This is a genomic window from Desulfotignum balticum DSM 7044, from assembly GCF_000421285.1.
Lineage (GTDB): Bacteria > Desulfobacterota > Desulfobacteria > Desulfobacterales > Desulfobacteraceae > Desulfotignum > Desulfotignum balticum.
This window is the reverse complement of record NZ_ATWO01000001.1, coordinates 2537642-2553696: the sequence shown is the minus strand read 5'-3', so window position 1 is coordinate 2553696 and position 16055 is coordinate 2537642. Positions and strand designations below refer to the sequence as shown.

The window sequence follows — 16055 nt, the reverse complement described above, 5'->3', positions numbered from 1 at the left end:
AGGGATTTTCATTTTTCATTCTATCAGGACAACATCTGCCCGGCATCCTGCTGAAATGGATTGATGATGGTAAGGTCATGAATCTGCTGTCCGTGATGGAGATCCTCGGAAAGCAGCATGGAACAATTTGCTTTGATTGCTGCAGCTACAATCAATGAATCCCACCAGGAAAATTGATAGGTGTCCTGTATTGACCAGCTGTTTCTGATAATGGTCAGGTCAACTGTAACCGGATGCCAGGCCATCAGGTTTTTGATATCCAACCGGGCATGGCTTGTTGTCATGCCCGGTTTCAATTTCCGGGTTACCGTGACATAATATTCGTTCAGAACCTGGATACTGATCCTGCCCGTCTGATTTTCCCATAATGTTTTCAGCCATTCGCCGGAAATTTTTTGTTTTTCCGGTTCAGAAGCATCCCGGAAATACACAAGAATATTGGTATCCACAAAGCAGTTATCTTTCATGGAGATCATTTCTGGAAGGATACCTGCCGTTTTTTTTCAGCAATAAGGGCGGGCTGGAAAGAAACTGATTCATGGCCTGCCGGTATCCTGCTTCATCCTGCATCCTTTCCTTTAATATGGTTCCGATCCACCGGGATACGCTGACCCGGTTTTTTGCCGCCTCGATCCTTGACCAGTCAGCGACCTCTTCCTCCAATGTAATGGTAACGTTTTTCATTTTTCCTTCCTGAAATCCAGGGTTTAACACAATAATAGTGTGACACGAAAATCGTGTCAAGAATTTTCCGGCCTTGCCTTCAGTAGCCGGGAGATATCAGATGGATAAGGTTGTGTTATGTCCATAGGTGTCATCTGCTGAAAATCACGGCGTTGAAAGTGGCCTGACGGCGGATGCCGCCGGCATCGGTCCACACGGCCCTGTGGGTCAAAGCATCGTCAAACCAGGCATTGTCATCCTCGGCCGCCAGGGCCAGGTAAGTGACCAGTTCAGCCAGGCCCTTTTCCAGGGGATGGTCGGAAAGGATCTGTGCCAGGGTGACCTGGTCTCGGGTCTGCAGGGCGGTGCGGATCCGTTGTTTGAGCTTCAGTCGGTCCACGAATACGATGTCATGCAGCATGTCTGCGGGGATGTTTGAACCGTCCCCCAGCGTGACCGTGTCCGTGATTTTGGGCTTGACCGGGATTTTGTACATAGGCCGTTCCATGCTCAGAAGAATGTCTGGAGATGCTTCGTCCATGGTCATGATGCTGCCTTGTGGCATCTGGTCCCTGAGTCGGACCGCCCGGGTCTCGATCTGCTGGATCACCTGCATGATGCGCTTGTTTTCCAGAAACGCCTGGTCATCCAGGTACCGCCGCAATTGCCCGGACAGCTTGGCCACGGTGCGCTGGGTATGTTCTCCGGCGGACAGCCAGTCATAATGCACCCGCTTGAGGCGCCGGTCCGGGGACAGCTCTTTGACCGCTGCCAGGTCAAACACCTTTTCCAGCATCCCGGTGAGCTCCTCCTGCCGGGCCGGGGACATGAGCAGGTCCCAGAACGCGGTAAAGCTTTTTCCCTGATCGGATTCGGCGATCAGGTCCCGCTCCCCGAAAAAATCTTCCAGAAGTTGCGCCTTGCTCCCTTCCCACAGGGTGATCTGTTCCCGGATCTTCCGGTCCAGGCGCCTAAAATTGTACTCCACTTCCCGGAAATCCCCCAGCAGTTCCCGGGCGGTCTGGCTCACCTGGAGGAACCGGTCCCGGACAGCCGTGTCATCCAGTATGTCCACACGGCCCGACCTTACCTGGGCCAGCTCGTTTTCAATGGCAGCCTTTCTTTTTTCCAGCTCCTGAATCCGCACCTGCACATCTTTTTCCGTGCCTTCCACCATCTGGCGCAGCAGATCAAAAATGGTCATCAGGCGCGATTCCGTGCCCACAAAGGGCCGCTGGATCAGGCTTTCCAGCCAGGACAGGGCTTTTTCCGCTGCCGGCATCAGATCATAATGCACCTCATCAGACCCCTGTGGATAGAATTTTCTCAGCCACCCCTTGTCCTCGCCGGCCCAGTCATCCAGATAGGCCTGGGCCGACCGGGGAAAGGCATCCTTACCCTGGGTTTCCCGCAGGGTAAACAGCAGGTCCTCCAGGGCCGAGGCCAGGTCTGCCCGGCTGAGCCGCCGCTGGTTGGGCACAATAAAGGTGTTGTGCAAAAATGCGGCAATGAGCGGGCTGTGATCCGCCACCAGCAGCTTCCAGGCCGGATGGGTCTTTCTTAAGGCCTGGAGTGTGTCATAGTCGACATTCATGGGATCAGGTGACTGCGGCCGGAAAATCCGCGTCCGCTTCATATAAAAGGTTGCCCTGAACGATTTTTTCGTAGTTGTCGGTCATGGGATGTTTTTCCTTATTAAAGAGTGGGTGATCTGTTTTTATTGTCAGGTTATAGAAATTTTTCAGTTCAAATTCAATGATTATGGTCAAAGAATCGGGTGAGTTCCGGATTTGATCAGTCACATCAGAAAATTTGAAAAAAGTTATGCATAACTTACAAGATGAGCTGTTTACAAAATTATGTTTCATGCTTATCATCCATATTAAATGAAACGGCACAACTGGCACAAACCCTGTCAAAAAAAAGGAGAAAACCATGACAAACAAACAAGATCTTGCATTGCATCTGGATGAGGAAGGTTATCTTAAGGATTTTAAATCCTGGACCGAAGAAATCGCCTGCGCCCTGGCGGAAAAAGAAGGCGTGGATGATGAATGCCCATTGAGCACCGAACGGATGGAGATTATTAAGTTCATGAGAAATTATTATGAAAAGTTCGAGGCGTTTCCTATTCTCCGGGCCGTGTGCAAAAATGTGGGGCAGTCAAAGGATTGTAATTATGAACAGTTTCCTGATCCGGTCAAGGCCTGGAAGATCGCCGGACTTCCAAAGCCCACGCCTGAGGTGTTTGCAAAGATCCGGACCACGGGATAAACCCTGTCCCTGATGCCGCATCAGGAACAGCCGGAAAAAGGAGGGTCATATGCCGTTAAAAACGATTGATGATTTCAATATTCAACAGCTGCATATCCTGGATGAAACCGGAATCGTGGACAAAGATCTGGAACCGGATCTGAGTGACGATGACCTGAAAAAACTTTTTCAGGCCATGACCCTGTCCAGAATGGCGGATGCCCGGATGCTCAATCTCCAGCGTCAGGGGAGGATCGGAACCATTCCGGTGAACAAGGGGCAGGAGGCGGCATCCTGTGCACCCATCCTGGCACTCAAGGAAACCGACTGGTTTGTAGGGTCCTACCGGGAACTGGGGGCCCGCCTGATGCGGGGAGAAACCCTGGAAAACTCCCTGCTCCTTTTCAACGGCTGGGAAGAGGGCAATGTCAACGAAAATAATGACCGGACCCTGCCGATATCCATTGTACTGGCATCCCAGCTGCCCCAGGCAGTGGGACTGGCTTACGCCTCCCGGTACATGAAAGAAAAAGACACCGTGGTCCTGACTATGTTCGGAGACGGGGCCACCTCGGAAGGGGATTTTCACGAAGCCTTGAATTTTGCGGCGGTGCTCAACGCACCGGTGATTTTTTTGTGCCAGAACAACCAGTATGCTATTTCCACGCCCTTGAAAATCCAGACAAAATCTTCGACCATTGCCCAGAAAGCCATTGCCTACGGTATCCCCGGCATCCAGGTGGACGGCAACGATGCCCTGGCCGTGTATCAGGCCGTGAAAGAGGCTGTGGATCGTGCCCGGGCCGATGAAGGACCGACCCTGATCGAGGCGGTCACTTTCCGCATGCTCATGCACACCACAGCAGACGATCCTTCCCGGTACCGGTCCGATGATGAAGTGGCGGTCTGGGAGGCCAAAGATCCGCTGATCCGGTTCAAAAAATACCTGACCGACAAGGGCATCTGGGATGAAAAAAGCCAGGAGCGGCTGGAGGCGGACTGCAAACAGCAGATCGATGACGCGGTCCAGGCGTTTGAATCCAGAAAACCGTTTGCAGCAGATGCCCCGTTCGATTACGTGTTTGGCACCCGGGAGCCTTTGATCGAAGCCCAGCGTGAAAAGTTTCTGGCAAAACTGGAAAAGGAGGGGGATCATGGCGAAGATTAATATGATCACGGCATTGAATACGGCCCTGCATGAGGCCATGACCGCCGACGACTCCGTGGTGATCCTGGGAGAAGACGTCGGGGTGAACGGCGGGGTGTTCCGGGTCACGGACGGATTGTATGAAAAATACGGCAGACAGCGGGTTATTGATACCCCCATTGCCGAGTCCGCGATTCTGGGAACTGCCGTCGGTATGGCCATGGCCGGGCTCAAACCGGTGGTGGAGATGCAGTTTTCCGGATTTTCCTATCTCATGATGCACCAGCTGGAGGGCAATGCCTCCCGGATGCGTACCCGGTCCCGGGGACGGTTCACAGTACCCCTGGTGGTGAGAATGCCTTATGGCGGCGGGGTCCGGGCTCTGGAGCACCATTCCGAAAGCAAGGAGGTGTACTGGGCCCACACCGCCGGGGTCAAAGTGGTGATCCCTTCTTCCCCGGCCAATGCAGCGGTGCTGCTTGCGGCTGCAATCAACGATCCGGACCCGGTGGTGTTCATGGAGCCCAAGCGTTCCTACCGGTCGTTCAAGGAGGAGGTGGACGGGCCGGACACGGATTTTAAAATCGGAAAAGCCCATGTGAAGGAACAAGGGAACGATGTCACCCTGATCTCCTGGGGGGCCATGATGAGAGACACCCTCAAGGCAGTGGAACAGGTGCGGTCACAGACCGAATTCTCCCCGGAGATCATCGATCTGCTCACCATCTCCCCCATGGATACAGACACCATTGTATCATCCGTGAAAAAGACCGGCCGGTGCGTGGTGGTGCAGGAGGCCCAGCAGTCATTCGGCCCGGCATCAGAGATCATTGCCGTCATCAATGATCAGGCACTGATGTATCTGGAGGCCCCGGTGAAACGGGTGACCATGTTTGATGTGGTGATGCCGCTTTTTGCCAGGGAGCAGATGTATCTGCCCTCGGTGTCCGACATCTCCAGGGCCATTGTGGAAACCTTGAATTTTTGATTTTGCGGGGACAGGAGGTGCCTATGTATGCATTCAAACTGCCGGATCTGGGTGAAGGGATTCAGGAAGGAGAACTTCTGGCGTGGCATGTCAATGAAAAAGATCAGGTGAAAGAAGATGACCCGTTGTGCGACATGGAAACCGACAAGGCTGCAGTGACCATCCCTTGTCCGAAAACCGGTATCATTCATCACCTGGCAGCCCGGGTTGGTGATATGGTGCAGGTGGGAGAAGTGCTGGTGGAAATTGAGACGGCAGAGGATGAAGATGAGCCCGGGACAGATACGGCCCGGGACAGTGGCGGGTCCTTGTCACCTGATCAGCCGGCAGATGACGGCAAATCCGCCGACACCGGTTCGGAATCCGCCGATCCGGACCGCCATGACAGGAAAGCCGGTGCCGGTCGCAAAAGCGCCGGAAATGCCGGCCCGGTTCCCCGGGCCATTGCCGCCCCGGCCGTGCGCCGCCTGGCCCGGGAGATGGATATCGACATCAATCAGGTGTCCGGTACCGGGCCGGGCGGCCGCGTGACGGCGGAAGATCTGGCCGGGTATGACCAAGCGTCGGATAAAGCGTCTCACAAGGCACCGAAATCATCATCCATACCTGATGATGACACCACTCAGACACCCGGCATTCCGTTTCTGGTGTCTGAACCGCTCCCGGATTTTGCGGCCCAGGGCCCGGTAAAAACCGTTCCTATCCGGTCCCTTCGCCGGAAAACCGCGGTGAAGACCGTGACGGCTTCCATCCTGGTGCCCCATGTGGCCCATATGGATGAAGCCGATGTCACGGAACTGGAACGACTGCGCCAGACCTATAATGACCATCCCGGAAATCATCTGACCATTGGCGGAGATGCAGGCGGTGATCTATCAGGACCGGAAAATCAGGCACAACCGGACAGATCCAAAGACAGTGAAGGCAAAAAAAGAACAGATCTGGATGCCGAGGACCGGCCGGACAAGACTGTGCACCTGACCCTGCTGGCATTCGTGATCAAGGCGGTCTCCCGGCTGCTCACATCCTATCCGGCGTTTAATGCCAGCGTGGACACGGACCGGATGGAGATCATTTACAAGCAGTTTTATCACATCGGTTTTGCAGCAGACACCCCCAAAGGATTGGTGGTGCCGGTGATCCGGGACGCGGACCGGCTCAGCCCGGCTGCCCTGGGATATCGGATCCGATTTCTGGCCCGGGTCGCCAGGGAGGGGACCATCACCCGGGAAGACCTGACCGGCGGTACTTTTTCCGTGACCAATGTGGGGGCCATCGGCGGCACCCATGTGCTGCCGGTCATCAATTATCCGGAAACCGCCATCCTGGGTCTGGGCCGGGTGGAGAAAAAACCGGTGGTGAAAAATGAGAAGATTGTGATCCGCCAGATGCTGCCCATGACCCTGTGTTTTGACCACCGGGTGGCGGACGGGGCCCAGGCAGCCCGGTTTGTGAAAGATCTTAAAGCCATGCTGGAAGACCCGATGGTATTTTTGACCCATACCTGAAAGCACAAGGCAGGTCTTTGAAAGGGAACCCGGGGAACAGACACGTAAAAAAAAAGAGGTGAAACCATGGTGGTTGGAGAGATGATTTATGACACTGATGTGGTGGTGATCGGCGGAGGCCCCGGCGGATACACCGCTGCCATCGCCGCCGCCGATCTGGGGAAGGAAGTGGTGTTGGTGGAGTCGGCGGAACAGTTGGGCGGGGTGTGCCTCACCCGGGGATGCATTCCATCCAAGACCCTGATTCATGTGGTGAACATTGCCGACAGTGTCAGGCAGGCGGAAACCATGGGAATTGTTTGCGAAAAAATCGGCTTTGATCCCGGTGCCCTGGCCGCCCATATCCGGACCACGGTGGATGATCTGGCCGACGGGGTTTCCCGGCTGGTGAAAAACCGGGACATAGAACAGGTTCAGGGACATGCCCGGTTCATTGAGTCCAACCAGGTGTATGTGGACGGGGCCAACACCATTGTGCGGTTCAAACATGCGGTGATCGCCACGGGGTCCCGGATCAATGAACTGCCTGAAGATCTGGATGCGGGACTTGGCTCAGATGTGTGGACGTCGGATCAGGCTCTGACTGTGCCGGAAATTCCGTCGTCCCTGCTGGTGATCGGCGGGGGATACATCGGGCTTGAGATCGGCCAGGCCTATGCCGGTCTGGGCACCCGGGTCACCCTGGTGGAGACGTCTCCGCACCTGCTGGCCGCCGCTGACCCGGACCTGGTCCAGGTGGTGATCAACCAGTGCAAAAAACAATTTGATGCCGTTCATCTCAATTCCCGGGTAACAAAAATCACCCGAACCGATACCGGGTTCGGTGTAAAGATCGTGACAGAAAACGGTGAAACCAGCGATGATTTTGCACAGGTTCTGGCTGCCACGGGCCGACGTCCCAACACCACGGACCTGGGCCTGTCCGCCCTGGGCATTGACACAAACGACCAGGGCCTGATTCCTGTGGATGAGCAGTGCCGGACGGTGCTGCCCCATATTTTCGCCATCGGCGATATCACCGCCGGACCGGCCTTGGCCCACAAAGCCGTCCGCCAGGCCCGGGTGGCGGCCGAAGTCATTGCCGGAAAAAAATCCGCCTATGACAATGTCAGTGTGCCGGCCGTGCTGTTCACCCGGCCCGAGATCGCCTGGACCGGACTCACTGAAACAAAGGCCCAAAAAAACAGTATTCCCGTGACCGTGGGAAAATTCCCCCTCTCAGCCCTGGGCCGGGCCAAAAGCGTGGGCCGGACCCATGGGTTTGTGAAAATTCTGACCGACCCTGACTCCGAACAGATCCTGGGCATGGGCATTGCCGGGGAACATGCCTCGGAACTCATTGCCGAAGGCAACCTGGCCATCGAGATGGGGGCCTGTCTGGAAGACCTGATCGTAAGTATTCATCCCCACCCCACTTTTTCCGAAGCGATCATGGAGGCGGCGGAAGCTGCCAGACACAAATCCGTCCATCTGATGAAACCGCAGCGGTGAACCTGTGGGAACCGTTTCCTCCAAATTGGATGCCAAGATATCGTTTCCGGTCAAAACCTATGCGTTTGACCAGCATCTGCTGGACCGGGTCCGGCATACAGGGAAACCAAAGATCGCCATTTATCCGTTTGCCTTTCCGGCGGTGGTGGCGGGCAGAGGGTCAGATCTGGAAACCGAAATCCGGCTTTCCCGGTGCGCCCGGGACCAGATGCCCGTTTTCCGCCGGAAAGGCGGGGGGTGTTCCGTGTTTCTGGACTCCGGTACCCTGATCGTGTCCATGATCCTGCCTGCCAAAGGTTTTGCCGGTATTCAGCACCTTTTTAATCAGTGCAATCATTCTCTTATCCAGGCCCTGGAAACTGCGGGTCTTTCCGGAATCTACCAGGACGGCGTCTCCGATCTGGTGCTGGCAGACCGCAAGGTGGGAGGCACCAGCCTGTACCGGTCAAACAACCTGGCTTATTATTCCGCTTCCCTGCTGGTATCTACAGACCTGGATGCCATGGACCGGTATCTGTTTCATCCTCCCAGAGAACCGGACTACCGGAAACACCGGTCCCACAAGGACTTTGTCATGCGGCTGGACAACGCCTTTTCCGGTATGACCCCGGCAACCCTGGCGGATGAACTGTTGCATCAACCAGGTGTAACTTTTTTGTAACCTGTCGGACAATGGACGATACAATACCTGAGCAAGTCACTTTTCATCCTCTGGCAAAAGTCCATTCTGCTTCAGTGGAACGGGAGGGGGCAAATTCATACCCGTTTCGGGTAAACGGTTTTAACTCTTCCGGATCGCAAACCCGGTGTTTGATAATGAAATCAATCATCAATCCCCTGGCCCGTTTGGCATGGATGCCAATGGTCTTTAAAGCATCCTTCTTTTTTTCCTTGAACTGGATATGCAGCACCGGCGCATTCAGCTGCCCGGGCCGGACCGCCTTGAAATATTCATTGGACGCCAGGTTCACCAGAATTTTTGTCCCTTTGATATGGTCAAGTTCCTGGTTGATCCGGTCTGTAATCGCATTTTCCCAGAAAGCATACAGGTTTTTCCCCCAGGAACCGGAAAGCCGGGTGCCCATCTCCAGTCGGTAGGGCTGGATCAGGTCCAGGGGCCGGAGCAGTCCGTACAGGCCGGAAAGAATTCTCAGATGGGCCTGGGCAAACTGGATATCGGCATCTGTATAATCCTCCACCGGAATTCCCTGATACACATCGCCTTTGAACGTCAGCAGGGCCTGGCGTGAATTGTCCGAAGTGAAAGGCAGTTGAAATTGCTGATACCGTTCGTGATTCAGGGCCGCCAGTTTTGGGCTGATGTTCATGAGGGTTTCCAGGTCTTTTTCAGACAGGGATTTCAGGTGATCGATCAATTCGCTGATACGTGATTTAAAAAACGGAATCGTGTGATTCAGATAAGAGCGGCCGTTAAATTCCAGGGTTTTTGAGGGTGAAATAACAATGCGCATACCTGTATCCTCCTTGGATAAATATGTAGCGTGATTCTTTTTAAAAAACAATGACAGAATTATTTATGGGCGCAGGGAGGAATTTTTTCAGACCTTGACAAGGATTGAGCAATCATAGGATAACCGGAACATGGCGCAAGTATGGATCATCGGCAGCGGCAGGTTCGGGCTCAGGGCGGCCCGGTTCATGCGCAAAGACAAAAGCCGAAAAATGGATGTGACCCTGGTGGACCGGGACGTACAAAGTCTTGAAAAAGCCGGTTCGCTGGGATGCACCACCGTGGCCGGAGACGGGGTGGATTTTCTGTTCAAGGAAATGACCCGGACCCGGGGACCGGACTGGGTGGTGCCGGCCGTGCCCGTGCATCTGGCCTGGGAATGGTGCCGGCTCACACTGGGAGTCGATCGCCTGCAAACCCATCCACTCCCGGATGACATCGATAATTGTCTGCCTCATCCCATGCGGGGAACAGACAACCAGATTTATGTGAGCCATGCGGATTTTTTGTGCCCTCCCAACTGCTGTGAACCCGATGATAAGTGCACGGTGACCGGCCAACCCAGAAAAAAAGATATGTTCCGGTTGATTGCTGAACTGAATTTTTTGGAAGTGATGCCGTTTGTCATTCAAAGCCGGCAGCTCGGGCCGGGGGTGGGGGGATATTCACCGGCCGATCTGTATGTGCTGGTGGACCGGATTTCCCGGCACAAAGGCCAGTGCCTGGTGGCCACGGCCTGCCGGTGCCACGGGGTGATTTCCGGCGGCGTTGTCACATAAAAATTCTGTTCGGCCCAACAGAAAAATTATCTGAATCCATCCGTTAAAACCCGCTCATAATCAAGATCGTTGATGGGCTTGGAATTAAAATAAATATTGACAAAAATATTTATTCTGTTTATAGAATACTCATTCTAAAAATGAAACAACGAGTTTAAACATGGCTGCCTTGACCCGAAAACAAAGAGATGACAGAAGAAAGCGCCGGGAAATTCTGGCGGCAGCCCTGGCCATGTTTGCCGAAGGCGGGTTTCACAACACCACCATGGCCCAGATTTCCAAAGCGGCCCAGTATCCGCTGGGCACCATCTACAAATATTTTCCCGGAAAAAAAGAGATGTATCATGACCTGGTGATCGAGCGGGTCCATGAACTGGGGCGGATCTTGTATGACATCGCCTATCAACAGGACGTGAGCGTGACAGACCGGCTTCTGTCAGCGCTCAAAGCCCAGGCCCGGTTTTATAGAGACAATCAGGACGTGGTAAAAATTTATATTTTTGAACGAAGCAATATTGACAGCGTGGGCATGCCCCAGCTCAACGAACGGGTGAACCGCCTCCATGAACGGATGGTGCAGCTGTTTGAAAACCTGTTTGACCAGGGGATCCGGGAAAAGGCGTTCAAAACTTATCCGGCCCGGGACATGGCGGAACTGTTTGCCGATATCGTGCATTCCGCAGCCTGGTCCGGCCTGTTCAGGGAAGAGGACCTAACCCAGTCAGACCGGCGGCTGTCCATGATTTTTGAGATGGTTACAACCGGCATAAAAAAATAAATATATAGACAAGGAGATCGTATCCCATGGCACAATCCATTGCAGACCGAAGAGATCAGGAGTTTGTCCTTCATGAGATGCTCAACGCCGCAGATCTGGCATCCCATGAACGGTTCAGGGAATTCAACAAAAAAACCATGGACATGGTATTGACCGAGGCCCGGAATCTGGCGGTCAAGGAACTTTTGCCCGTCAGCAAGGAAGGCGATGAGACCGGCTGTGTCCTGGAAAACGGGAAAGTCGCGATTCCGCCGTGCTTTCACCGGGCCTATAAATTGTTTTGTGAAGGGGAATGGGTGGCCATGTGTGATGATCCGGAATTCGGCGGCCAGGGCATGCCCCGGATCCTGTCCATGGCTGCCGGCGAATTGTTCACCGGGGCCAACTGCGCCTTTCTCATGTACCCGGGCCTGACCCACGGGGCCGGCAAACTGGTGGAAGAGTTCGGCACCGAAGATCAGAAGAAAAAATATCTGGAAAATCTGTATACGGGGAAATGGGCCGGCACCATGTGTTTGACTGAACCCGAAGCCGGGTCGGACGTGGGCAACCTGACCACCATCGCCAAACGCAATGAAGACGGCACCTTTTCCATTACCGGCAGCAAGATTTTCATCTCCGGCGGAGACCAGGATCTCACCGAAAATATCATTCATCCGGTGCTGGCCCGCATTGAAGGGGCCCCGGCCGGTACCAAGGGAATTTCGCTGTTTCTGGTGCCCAAATACCGGGTCAATGAAGACGGCACCATCGGCGAACCCAATGATGTGACCTGCACCGGTCTGGAAGAAAAAATGGGAATTCACGGCAATGCCACCGCGTCCCTGGCATTCGGCTCCAAAGGCAATTGCATCGGCGAGCTGCTGGGGGCAGAGAACAAGGGCATGAAAGCCATGTTCGTGATGATGAATGAGGCCCGGTTGGGGGTCGGTCTCCAGGGATTCGGTTTTGCCAGTGCCTCCTACGTCAATGCAGTCAATTATGCCAAAGAAAGAATTCAGGGCACGGACCTGACCAAGATATTTGACAAGGATCCCAAACCCGTGGCCATCATCAACCATCCGGATGTCAAACGCCAGCTGCTGCACATGAAAGCCTATGTGGACGGCATGCGAAGCCTGATGTATTTTACGGCCCTGTGTTTCGACAAGGTGCTCACGGCAGCCGATGAAACCGACAAAGAGACCTGGCAGGGGCTGATCGAACTGCTGATTCCCGTGGTGAAAGGCTATATCACGGACCGGGCATTTGAGGTGTGTACCCAGGGTGTCCAGGTATTCGGCGGGTACGGGTTTATCAGCGAATATCCCCAGGAACAGCTGCTTCGAGACTGTAAAATCACTTCCATTTATGAGGGCACCAACGGGATCCAGGCCATGGATCTTCTGGGCAGAAAACTGGGCCTGAAAAAAGGCAAGCCGTTCATGGACCTGCTGACCCGGATGAACCAGACCATTGCAGCAGCCAAGGAAATTCCCGAACTGGCAGACATGGCCGTGCGGGTGGAAACAGCTGTGAACAAGCTGGGAGAAACCGCCATGCACATGGGCATGACCGCCATGTCCGAAAAAGTGCTGGATGCTTTTGCCGTGGCCCATCCGTTTCTGGATGTCACCGGCGATGTGGTCATGGCCTGGCTGGAACTGTGGCGGGCTGTCACGGCTCAGCCCAAAATCGGGTCCGCCAAAAAAAAGGATGCCGCATTTTATCAGGGCCAGGTGACCACGGCCAAATATTTTATCCAGTGGGTTCTGCCGGCGACGTTAGGAAAAATGGAAGCATTAAAAGGCAATATTCCGGCCATCATGGAGATGCCGGAAGACGCATTTCCCGCATAATTTTGTTTGCTGAAACCAAAGCGAAATCCGACAATCAGACACGGGATGTCTTTATAAACAGCACCATGGCGTTTTTAAGGACATCACGTGTCTCTGGTCGGCTTGAACATGTTTTTGTTCAACCGGTGGCGCTTTAAAAGCCGGTTGAGCTGCCGGGGGGTGACGCCGGCCGCTGCCGCCGCCTGATCGATCCGGCCCCGGGTCTGCCCTAAAAGGGTGGTCAGATACGCCTGTTCAAACCGGTCTATGGCAGACTGCCGGGCTTTGGACAATGGGGTGCCCGTGTCGTTGCCAGGATCAGAGTCATCCCCATCCGGCATGGTCTCCAGCGGAAAACTCTGGGGCAGGAGCAGGTCTGTCTGCTCCAGGATACAGGCCCGCTCCAGAAGATTTTCCAGCTCCCGGATGTTGCCGGGCCAGTCATACCGCTGGAACCGGTCCATCACCAAGGGATGGATTCCGGTAATTTTTTTGCCGTATTTGATGTTCAGTTTTTTCAGAAACACTTCGATCAGACCGGGCAGATCCTCCAGCCGGTCCCGAAGTGCCGGAATTGTGACGGGAAACACATTTAAGCGGTAATACAGATCTTTTCTGAACTGACCGGTCTGCACCAGATGGGCGATATCCGCATTGGTGGCGGCAATGATCCGGACATCTGCTTTCAGGAGCGTGTCACCGCCCACGCGGCTGTAAATACCGTCCTGGAGCACCTGCAGCAGTTTGATCTGGGCGGACGGGGTGATGGTGCCGATTTCATCCAGAAAAACAGTCCCGCCCGCGGCCATTTCGAATTTCCCGGGTTTTTTGCGGTCCGCACCGGTAAACGCACCTTTTTCATGCCCGAACAGCTCACTTTCGATCAACGTGTCGGGAATGGCCCCGCAATGGACTTCCACAAACGGCTTGTCAAACCGCTGGCTGTACCAGTGAATCAACCGGGCCGTCATGCCTTTGCCCGTGCCCGTATCGCCGAGCAGCAGCACCGTGGCTATGGTGGGGGCCACGGACCGGATATTCTCATACACTTTTTTCATGTGCAGGTTTTGGGAAACGAGATCCACGTCCTCGGGCCGGCGACTCAACACCAGTATCTCTTTCATGGGGATTCCTTGTAAGCAACGCTCTGAAATATCGGTTTCACAGGCATGAAACCGCATTCAATCCGGATAAAAGTATTAACAGCCCCAACCAGTTCTGTCAATTACTGATTGCCCACACTTTCAGGTGTGCATGAAGGGATCAGGCGGCTTCACCCGGGTTGGAAAGATGAAAATCCAGAACCTGAATGGTTTTGGAAACCGTGCCCGTGGTCAACTTTCCTCTGACGGTCACGGTTTTTCGCAGATGCTGTAGCAATAACCTGCCGGCACGGGTATCCGCCACCGTGACAATGTCTTCGTCAAATGTCACGATGGCGGAACCCAGAATTGCACCGCTGGTATCCCAGGATGCAGGGATGACAATCCCTGTGATGGATGTGAGTTGATGTGCCATGCCCGGGACACATGCAAATACCGGGCCAGTAAATAATCAGCCGGCAAATACCGGGCCGGGGGCTATAATACGGCTTCCTCCTTGGGGGGATTGGCTTTAAGGTATTCCAGTCGGTTGAGGCCGTTGAGATAGGCCAGGGCCGATGCCGTGATAATATCCGGATCCGCCCCTTTGCCCAATGCCACGACCCCGTCTTCCTTGAGCCGGACCGTCACTTCCCCCTGGGCGTCCGTGCCCTCGGTCAAAGCGGAAATGGTGAACCGCAGCAGCTCGGACTTGGTGTGGGTCAGTTTGGATATGATGTTGTAGACCGCATCAATGGGACCCGTGCCTTCCAAGGCGCCCTGCACCAGGCGGCCGTGGATCTTGAGCTGTACTGACGCTGTGGGAAACACGGTGGATCCGGACAGCACATGGATATATTCCAGACTGAAGACCTCCGAGGTCCGCAACACCCCTTCATTGATCAATGCCTCGATGTCTTCGTCCAGGATCTGTTTTTTCCGGTCTGCCAGGTTTTTGAATTTCTGAAACACAAGATTGATCTCTTCATCCGACAAATCGTATCCCATGGATCGCACATGGGCTGCCAGGGCGTGCCGGCCGGAATGTTTGCCTAACACCAGGTTGTTTTTGGAAATACCCACGGTTTCCGGTTTCATGATTTCGTAGGTCATGGGATTTTTCAACACCCCGTCCTGGTGAATACCGGCTTCGTGGGCAAAGGCGTTGGCCCCCACAATGGCCCGGTTGGGCTGGATCAGGATTCCGGTGATCATGCTCACCAGGCGGCTGGTGGGATAAATTCTTGTGGTGTCGATATTAGTGGTATGGGTGAAAAAATTAGGCCTTGTTTTCAAAGACATCACCACCTCTTCCATGGAAGTGTTGCCGGCCCGTTCCCCGAGGCCGTTGATGGTCACCTCCACCTGGCGGGCCCCGTTCTGGATGGCGGCCAGGGTGTTGGCCGTGGCCAGGCCCAGATCATTGTGGCAGTGCACCGACAAAACGGCCTGGTCGATGTTGGCGGTGTTTTCAATCACATATGCCACCAGTTTTCCGAATTCTTCGGGTACGGCATATCCCACGGTATCCGGCAGGTTGATGGTGGTGGCCCCGGCATCGATGACGGATTCAAAGACCGTGCACAGAAAATCCGGGTCAGACCGGGACCCGTCTTCAGCGGAAAATTCCACGTTGGACGTGAAAGACGCGGCCAGTTTCACGGATGCCACGGCCTGGTTCAGCACGTCAGCCGGTTCCATCTGCAGTTTGTATTTCATGTGCAGTTCCGAGGTGGCGATAAAGGTGTGGATCCGGGGATTGACGGCATCTTTGACCGCATCCCATCCCCGGCGGATATCCGCTTCATTGGCCCGGCACAGGGCTGCCACCTGGGCTTTTTTCAGGTTTTCGGCAATTTTTTTCACTGCCTTGAAATCCCCGTCCGATGCTGCAGGAAACCCGGCCTCGATCACGTCCACCCCCAGCAGTTCCAGCTGGGTGGCAATGCGCAGTTTTTCCGCCTGGTTCATGCTGGCTCCCGGGGATTGTTCCCCGTCCCGCAGGGTGGTGTCAAAGATAATAATGTGTTTCTGATCGTTCATGATGCTGTCCTTATATGGGTGAAAATAAAATAATA

16 protein-coding genes are annotated in these 16055 nt (G+C 54.4%); 9 read left to right on the top strand and 7 right to left on the bottom strand.

Annotated features, from left to right (window positions below; translation table 11 throughout):
- Positions 1–23: 23 nt before the first annotated feature.
- The 3 genes from K365_RS0112790 to K365_RS0112780 all read right to left on the bottom strand — a co-directional run bounded on the left by K365_RS0112790 (position 24) and on the right by K365_RS0112780 (position 2299).
- The gene (locus K365_RS0112790; protein WP_024334875.1) at positions 24–467 is read right to left on the bottom strand and encodes a PIN domain-containing protein; all 444 of its coding nucleotides are present in this window, start codon (positions 465–467) and stop codon (positions 24–26) included.
- Positions 457–684 (bottom strand): hypothetical protein, encoded by a 228-nt coding sequence (locus K365_RS0112785; RefSeq protein WP_024334874.1) that lies wholly within the window; start codon positions 682–684, stop codon positions 457–459. Before K365_RS0112785 ends, K365_RS0112790 begins: the two co-directional genes overlap by 11 nt.
- A gap of 130 nt (positions 685–814) precedes the next feature.
- Entirely contained in the window at positions 815–2299 is a 1485-nt protein-coding gene (locus K365_RS0112780) for a DUF3375 domain-containing protein (protein ID WP_245569172.1), read from the bottom strand.
- A gap of 299 nt (positions 2300–2598) precedes the next feature.
- On the opposite strand from K365_RS0112780, the gene K365_RS0112770 reads away from it, so the two are divergent.
- From K365_RS0112770 to K365_RS26625, 6 genes are all read left to right on the top strand, one after another.
- Positions 2599–2937: a TusE/DsrC/DsvC family sulfur relay protein gene (locus K365_RS0112770; RefSeq protein ID WP_024334871.1), complete on the top strand. Its 339-nt coding sequence runs from the start codon at positions 2599–2601 to the stop codon at positions 2935–2937.
- A 49-nt stretch (positions 2938–2986) separates the two neighbouring features.
- Positions 2987–4084, top strand: a complete 1098-nt coding sequence (gene pdhA, locus K365_RS0112765) for a pyruvate dehydrogenase (acetyl-transferring) E1 component subunit alpha (RefSeq protein WP_024334870.1) — start codon at positions 2987–2989, stop codon at positions 4082–4084.
- Positions 4071–5051 carry an alpha-ketoacid dehydrogenase subunit beta gene (locus tag K365_RS0112760; protein WP_024334869.1) on the top strand — a complete coding sequence of 327 codons (981 nt, stop codon included), beginning with the start codon at positions 4071–4073 and terminating at the stop codon, positions 5049–5051. The genes pdhA and K365_RS0112760 overlap by 14 nt, the downstream gene beginning before the upstream one ends.
- Positions 5052–5074: 23 nt before the next feature.
- Positions 5075–6559 (top strand): dihydrolipoamide acetyltransferase family protein, encoded by a 1485-nt coding sequence (locus tag K365_RS26630; protein WP_024334868.1) that lies wholly within the window; start codon positions 5075–5077, stop codon positions 6557–6559.
- 81 nt (positions 6560–6640) lie between these two features.
- Positions 6641–8050, top strand: coding sequence for a dihydrolipoyl dehydrogenase (gene lpdA / locus K365_RS0112750; RefSeq protein ID WP_169432949.1), 1410 nt, complete (start codon positions 6641–6643; stop codon positions 8048–8050).
- A 4-nt stretch (positions 8051–8054) separates the two neighbouring features.
- A complete protein-coding gene (locus K365_RS26625) occupies positions 8055–8711 on the top strand; it encodes a lipoyl protein ligase domain-containing protein (protein WP_024334866.1) in 657 nt (218 codons plus the stop codon).
- A gap of 43 nt (positions 8712–8754) precedes the next feature.
- Here K365_RS26625 and yaaA read toward each other — a convergent pair whose 3' ends face one another.
- Entirely contained in the window at positions 8755–9522 is a 768-nt protein-coding gene (yaaA, locus tag K365_RS0112740) for a peroxide stress protein YaaA (protein WP_024334865.1), read from the bottom strand.
- Positions 9523–9652: 130 nt separating this feature from the next.
- Between yaaA and K365_RS0112735 the strand changes: the two genes are divergently transcribed.
- From K365_RS0112735 to K365_RS0112725, 3 genes are all read left to right on the top strand, one after another.
- On the top strand, positions 9653–10300 hold the full coding sequence (locus K365_RS0112735; RefSeq protein WP_024334864.1) for an NAD-binding protein: 648 nt from the start codon (positions 9653–9655) through the stop codon (positions 10298–10300).
- Between the two features lie 160 nt (positions 10301–10460).
- Positions 10461–11078 (top strand): TetR/AcrR family transcriptional regulator, encoded by a 618-nt coding sequence (locus K365_RS0112730; protein ID WP_024334863.1) that lies wholly within the window; start codon positions 10461–10463, stop codon positions 11076–11078.
- Positions 11079–11104: 26 nt separating this feature from the next.
- The gene (locus tag K365_RS0112725; protein ID WP_024334862.1) at positions 11105–12916 is read left to right on the top strand and encodes an acyl-CoA dehydrogenase; all 1812 of its coding nucleotides are present in this window, start codon (positions 11105–11107) and stop codon (positions 12914–12916) included.
- Between the two features lie 83 nt (positions 12917–12999).
- Here the strand turns inward: K365_RS0112725 and K365_RS0112720 are convergent, their stop codons facing one another.
- The 3 genes from K365_RS0112720 to K365_RS0112710 all read right to left on the bottom strand — a co-directional run bounded on the left by K365_RS0112720 (position 13000) and on the right by K365_RS0112710 (position 16020).
- Positions 13000–14019 carry a sigma-54 interaction domain-containing protein gene (locus K365_RS0112720; protein WP_024334861.1) on the bottom strand — a complete coding sequence of 340 codons (1020 nt, stop codon included), beginning with the start codon at positions 14017–14019 and terminating at the stop codon, positions 13000–13002.
- A gap of 139 nt (positions 14020–14158) precedes the next feature.
- On the bottom strand, positions 14159–14413 hold the full coding sequence (locus K365_RS0112715; protein WP_024334860.1) for a hypothetical protein: 255 nt from the start codon (positions 14411–14413) through the stop codon (positions 14159–14161).
- A 62-nt stretch (positions 14414–14475) separates the two neighbouring features.
- Complete coding sequence (locus tag K365_RS0112710) at positions 14476–16020, bottom strand: 2-isopropylmalate synthase (protein ID WP_024334859.1); 1545 nt, start codon at positions 16018–16020, stop codon at positions 14476–14478.
- Positions 16021–16055: the final 35 nt, after the last annotated feature.

Excerpts from the sequence above, each read along its gene's own strand:
- K365_RS0112790 (WP_024334875.1), bottom strand. The coding sequence starts at position 467 with ATGAAAGATAACTGCTTTGTGGATACCAATATTCTTGTGTATTTCCGG.
- K365_RS0112785 (WP_024334874.1), bottom strand. The coding sequence starts at position 684 with ATGAAAAACGTTACCATTACATTGGAGGAAGAGGTCGCTGACTGGTCA.
- K365_RS0112780 (WP_245569172.1), bottom strand. The coding sequence starts at position 2,299 with ATGAAGCGGACGCGGATTTTCCGGCCGCAGTCACCTGATCCCATGAAT.
- K365_RS0112770 (WP_024334871.1), top strand. The coding sequence starts at position 2,599 with ATGACAAACAAACAAGATCTTGCATTGCATCTGGATGAGGAAGGTTAT.
- pdhA (WP_024334870.1), top strand. The coding sequence starts at position 2,987 with ATGCCGTTAAAAACGATTGATGATTTCAATATTCAACAGCTGCATATC.
- K365_RS0112760 (WP_024334869.1), top strand. The coding sequence starts at position 4,071 with ATGGCGAAGATTAATATGATCACGGCATTGAATACGGCCCTGCATGAG.
- K365_RS26630 (WP_024334868.1), top strand. The coding sequence starts at position 5,075 with ATGTATGCATTCAAACTGCCGGATCTGGGTGAAGGGATTCAGGAAGGA.
- lpdA (WP_169432949.1), top strand. The coding sequence starts at position 6,641 with ATGATTTATGACACTGATGTGGTGGTGATCGGCGGAGGCCCCGGCGGA.
- yaaA (WP_024334865.1), bottom strand. The coding sequence starts at position 9,522 with ATGCGCATTGTTATTTCACCCTCAAAAACCCTGGAATTTAACGGCCGC.
- K365_RS0112735 (WP_024334864.1), top strand. The coding sequence starts at position 9,653 with ATGGCGCAAGTATGGATCATCGGCAGCGGCAGGTTCGGGCTCAGGGCG.
- K365_RS0112730 (WP_024334863.1), top strand. The coding sequence starts at position 10,461 with ATGGCTGCCTTGACCCGAAAACAAAGAGATGACAGAAGAAAGCGCCGG.
- K365_RS0112725 (WP_024334862.1), top strand. The coding sequence starts at position 11,105 with ATGGCACAATCCATTGCAGACCGAAGAGATCAGGAGTTTGTCCTTCAT.
- K365_RS0112720 (WP_024334861.1), bottom strand. The coding sequence starts at position 14,019 with ATGAAAGAGATACTGGTGTTGAGTCGCCGGCCCGAGGACGTGGATCTC.
- K365_RS0112715 (WP_024334860.1), bottom strand. The coding sequence starts at position 14,413 with ATGGCACATCAACTCACATCCATCACAGGGATTGTCATCCCTGCATCC.
- K365_RS0112710 (WP_024334859.1), bottom strand. The coding sequence starts at position 16,020 with ATGAACGATCAGAAACACATTATTATCTTTGACACCACCCTGCGGGAC.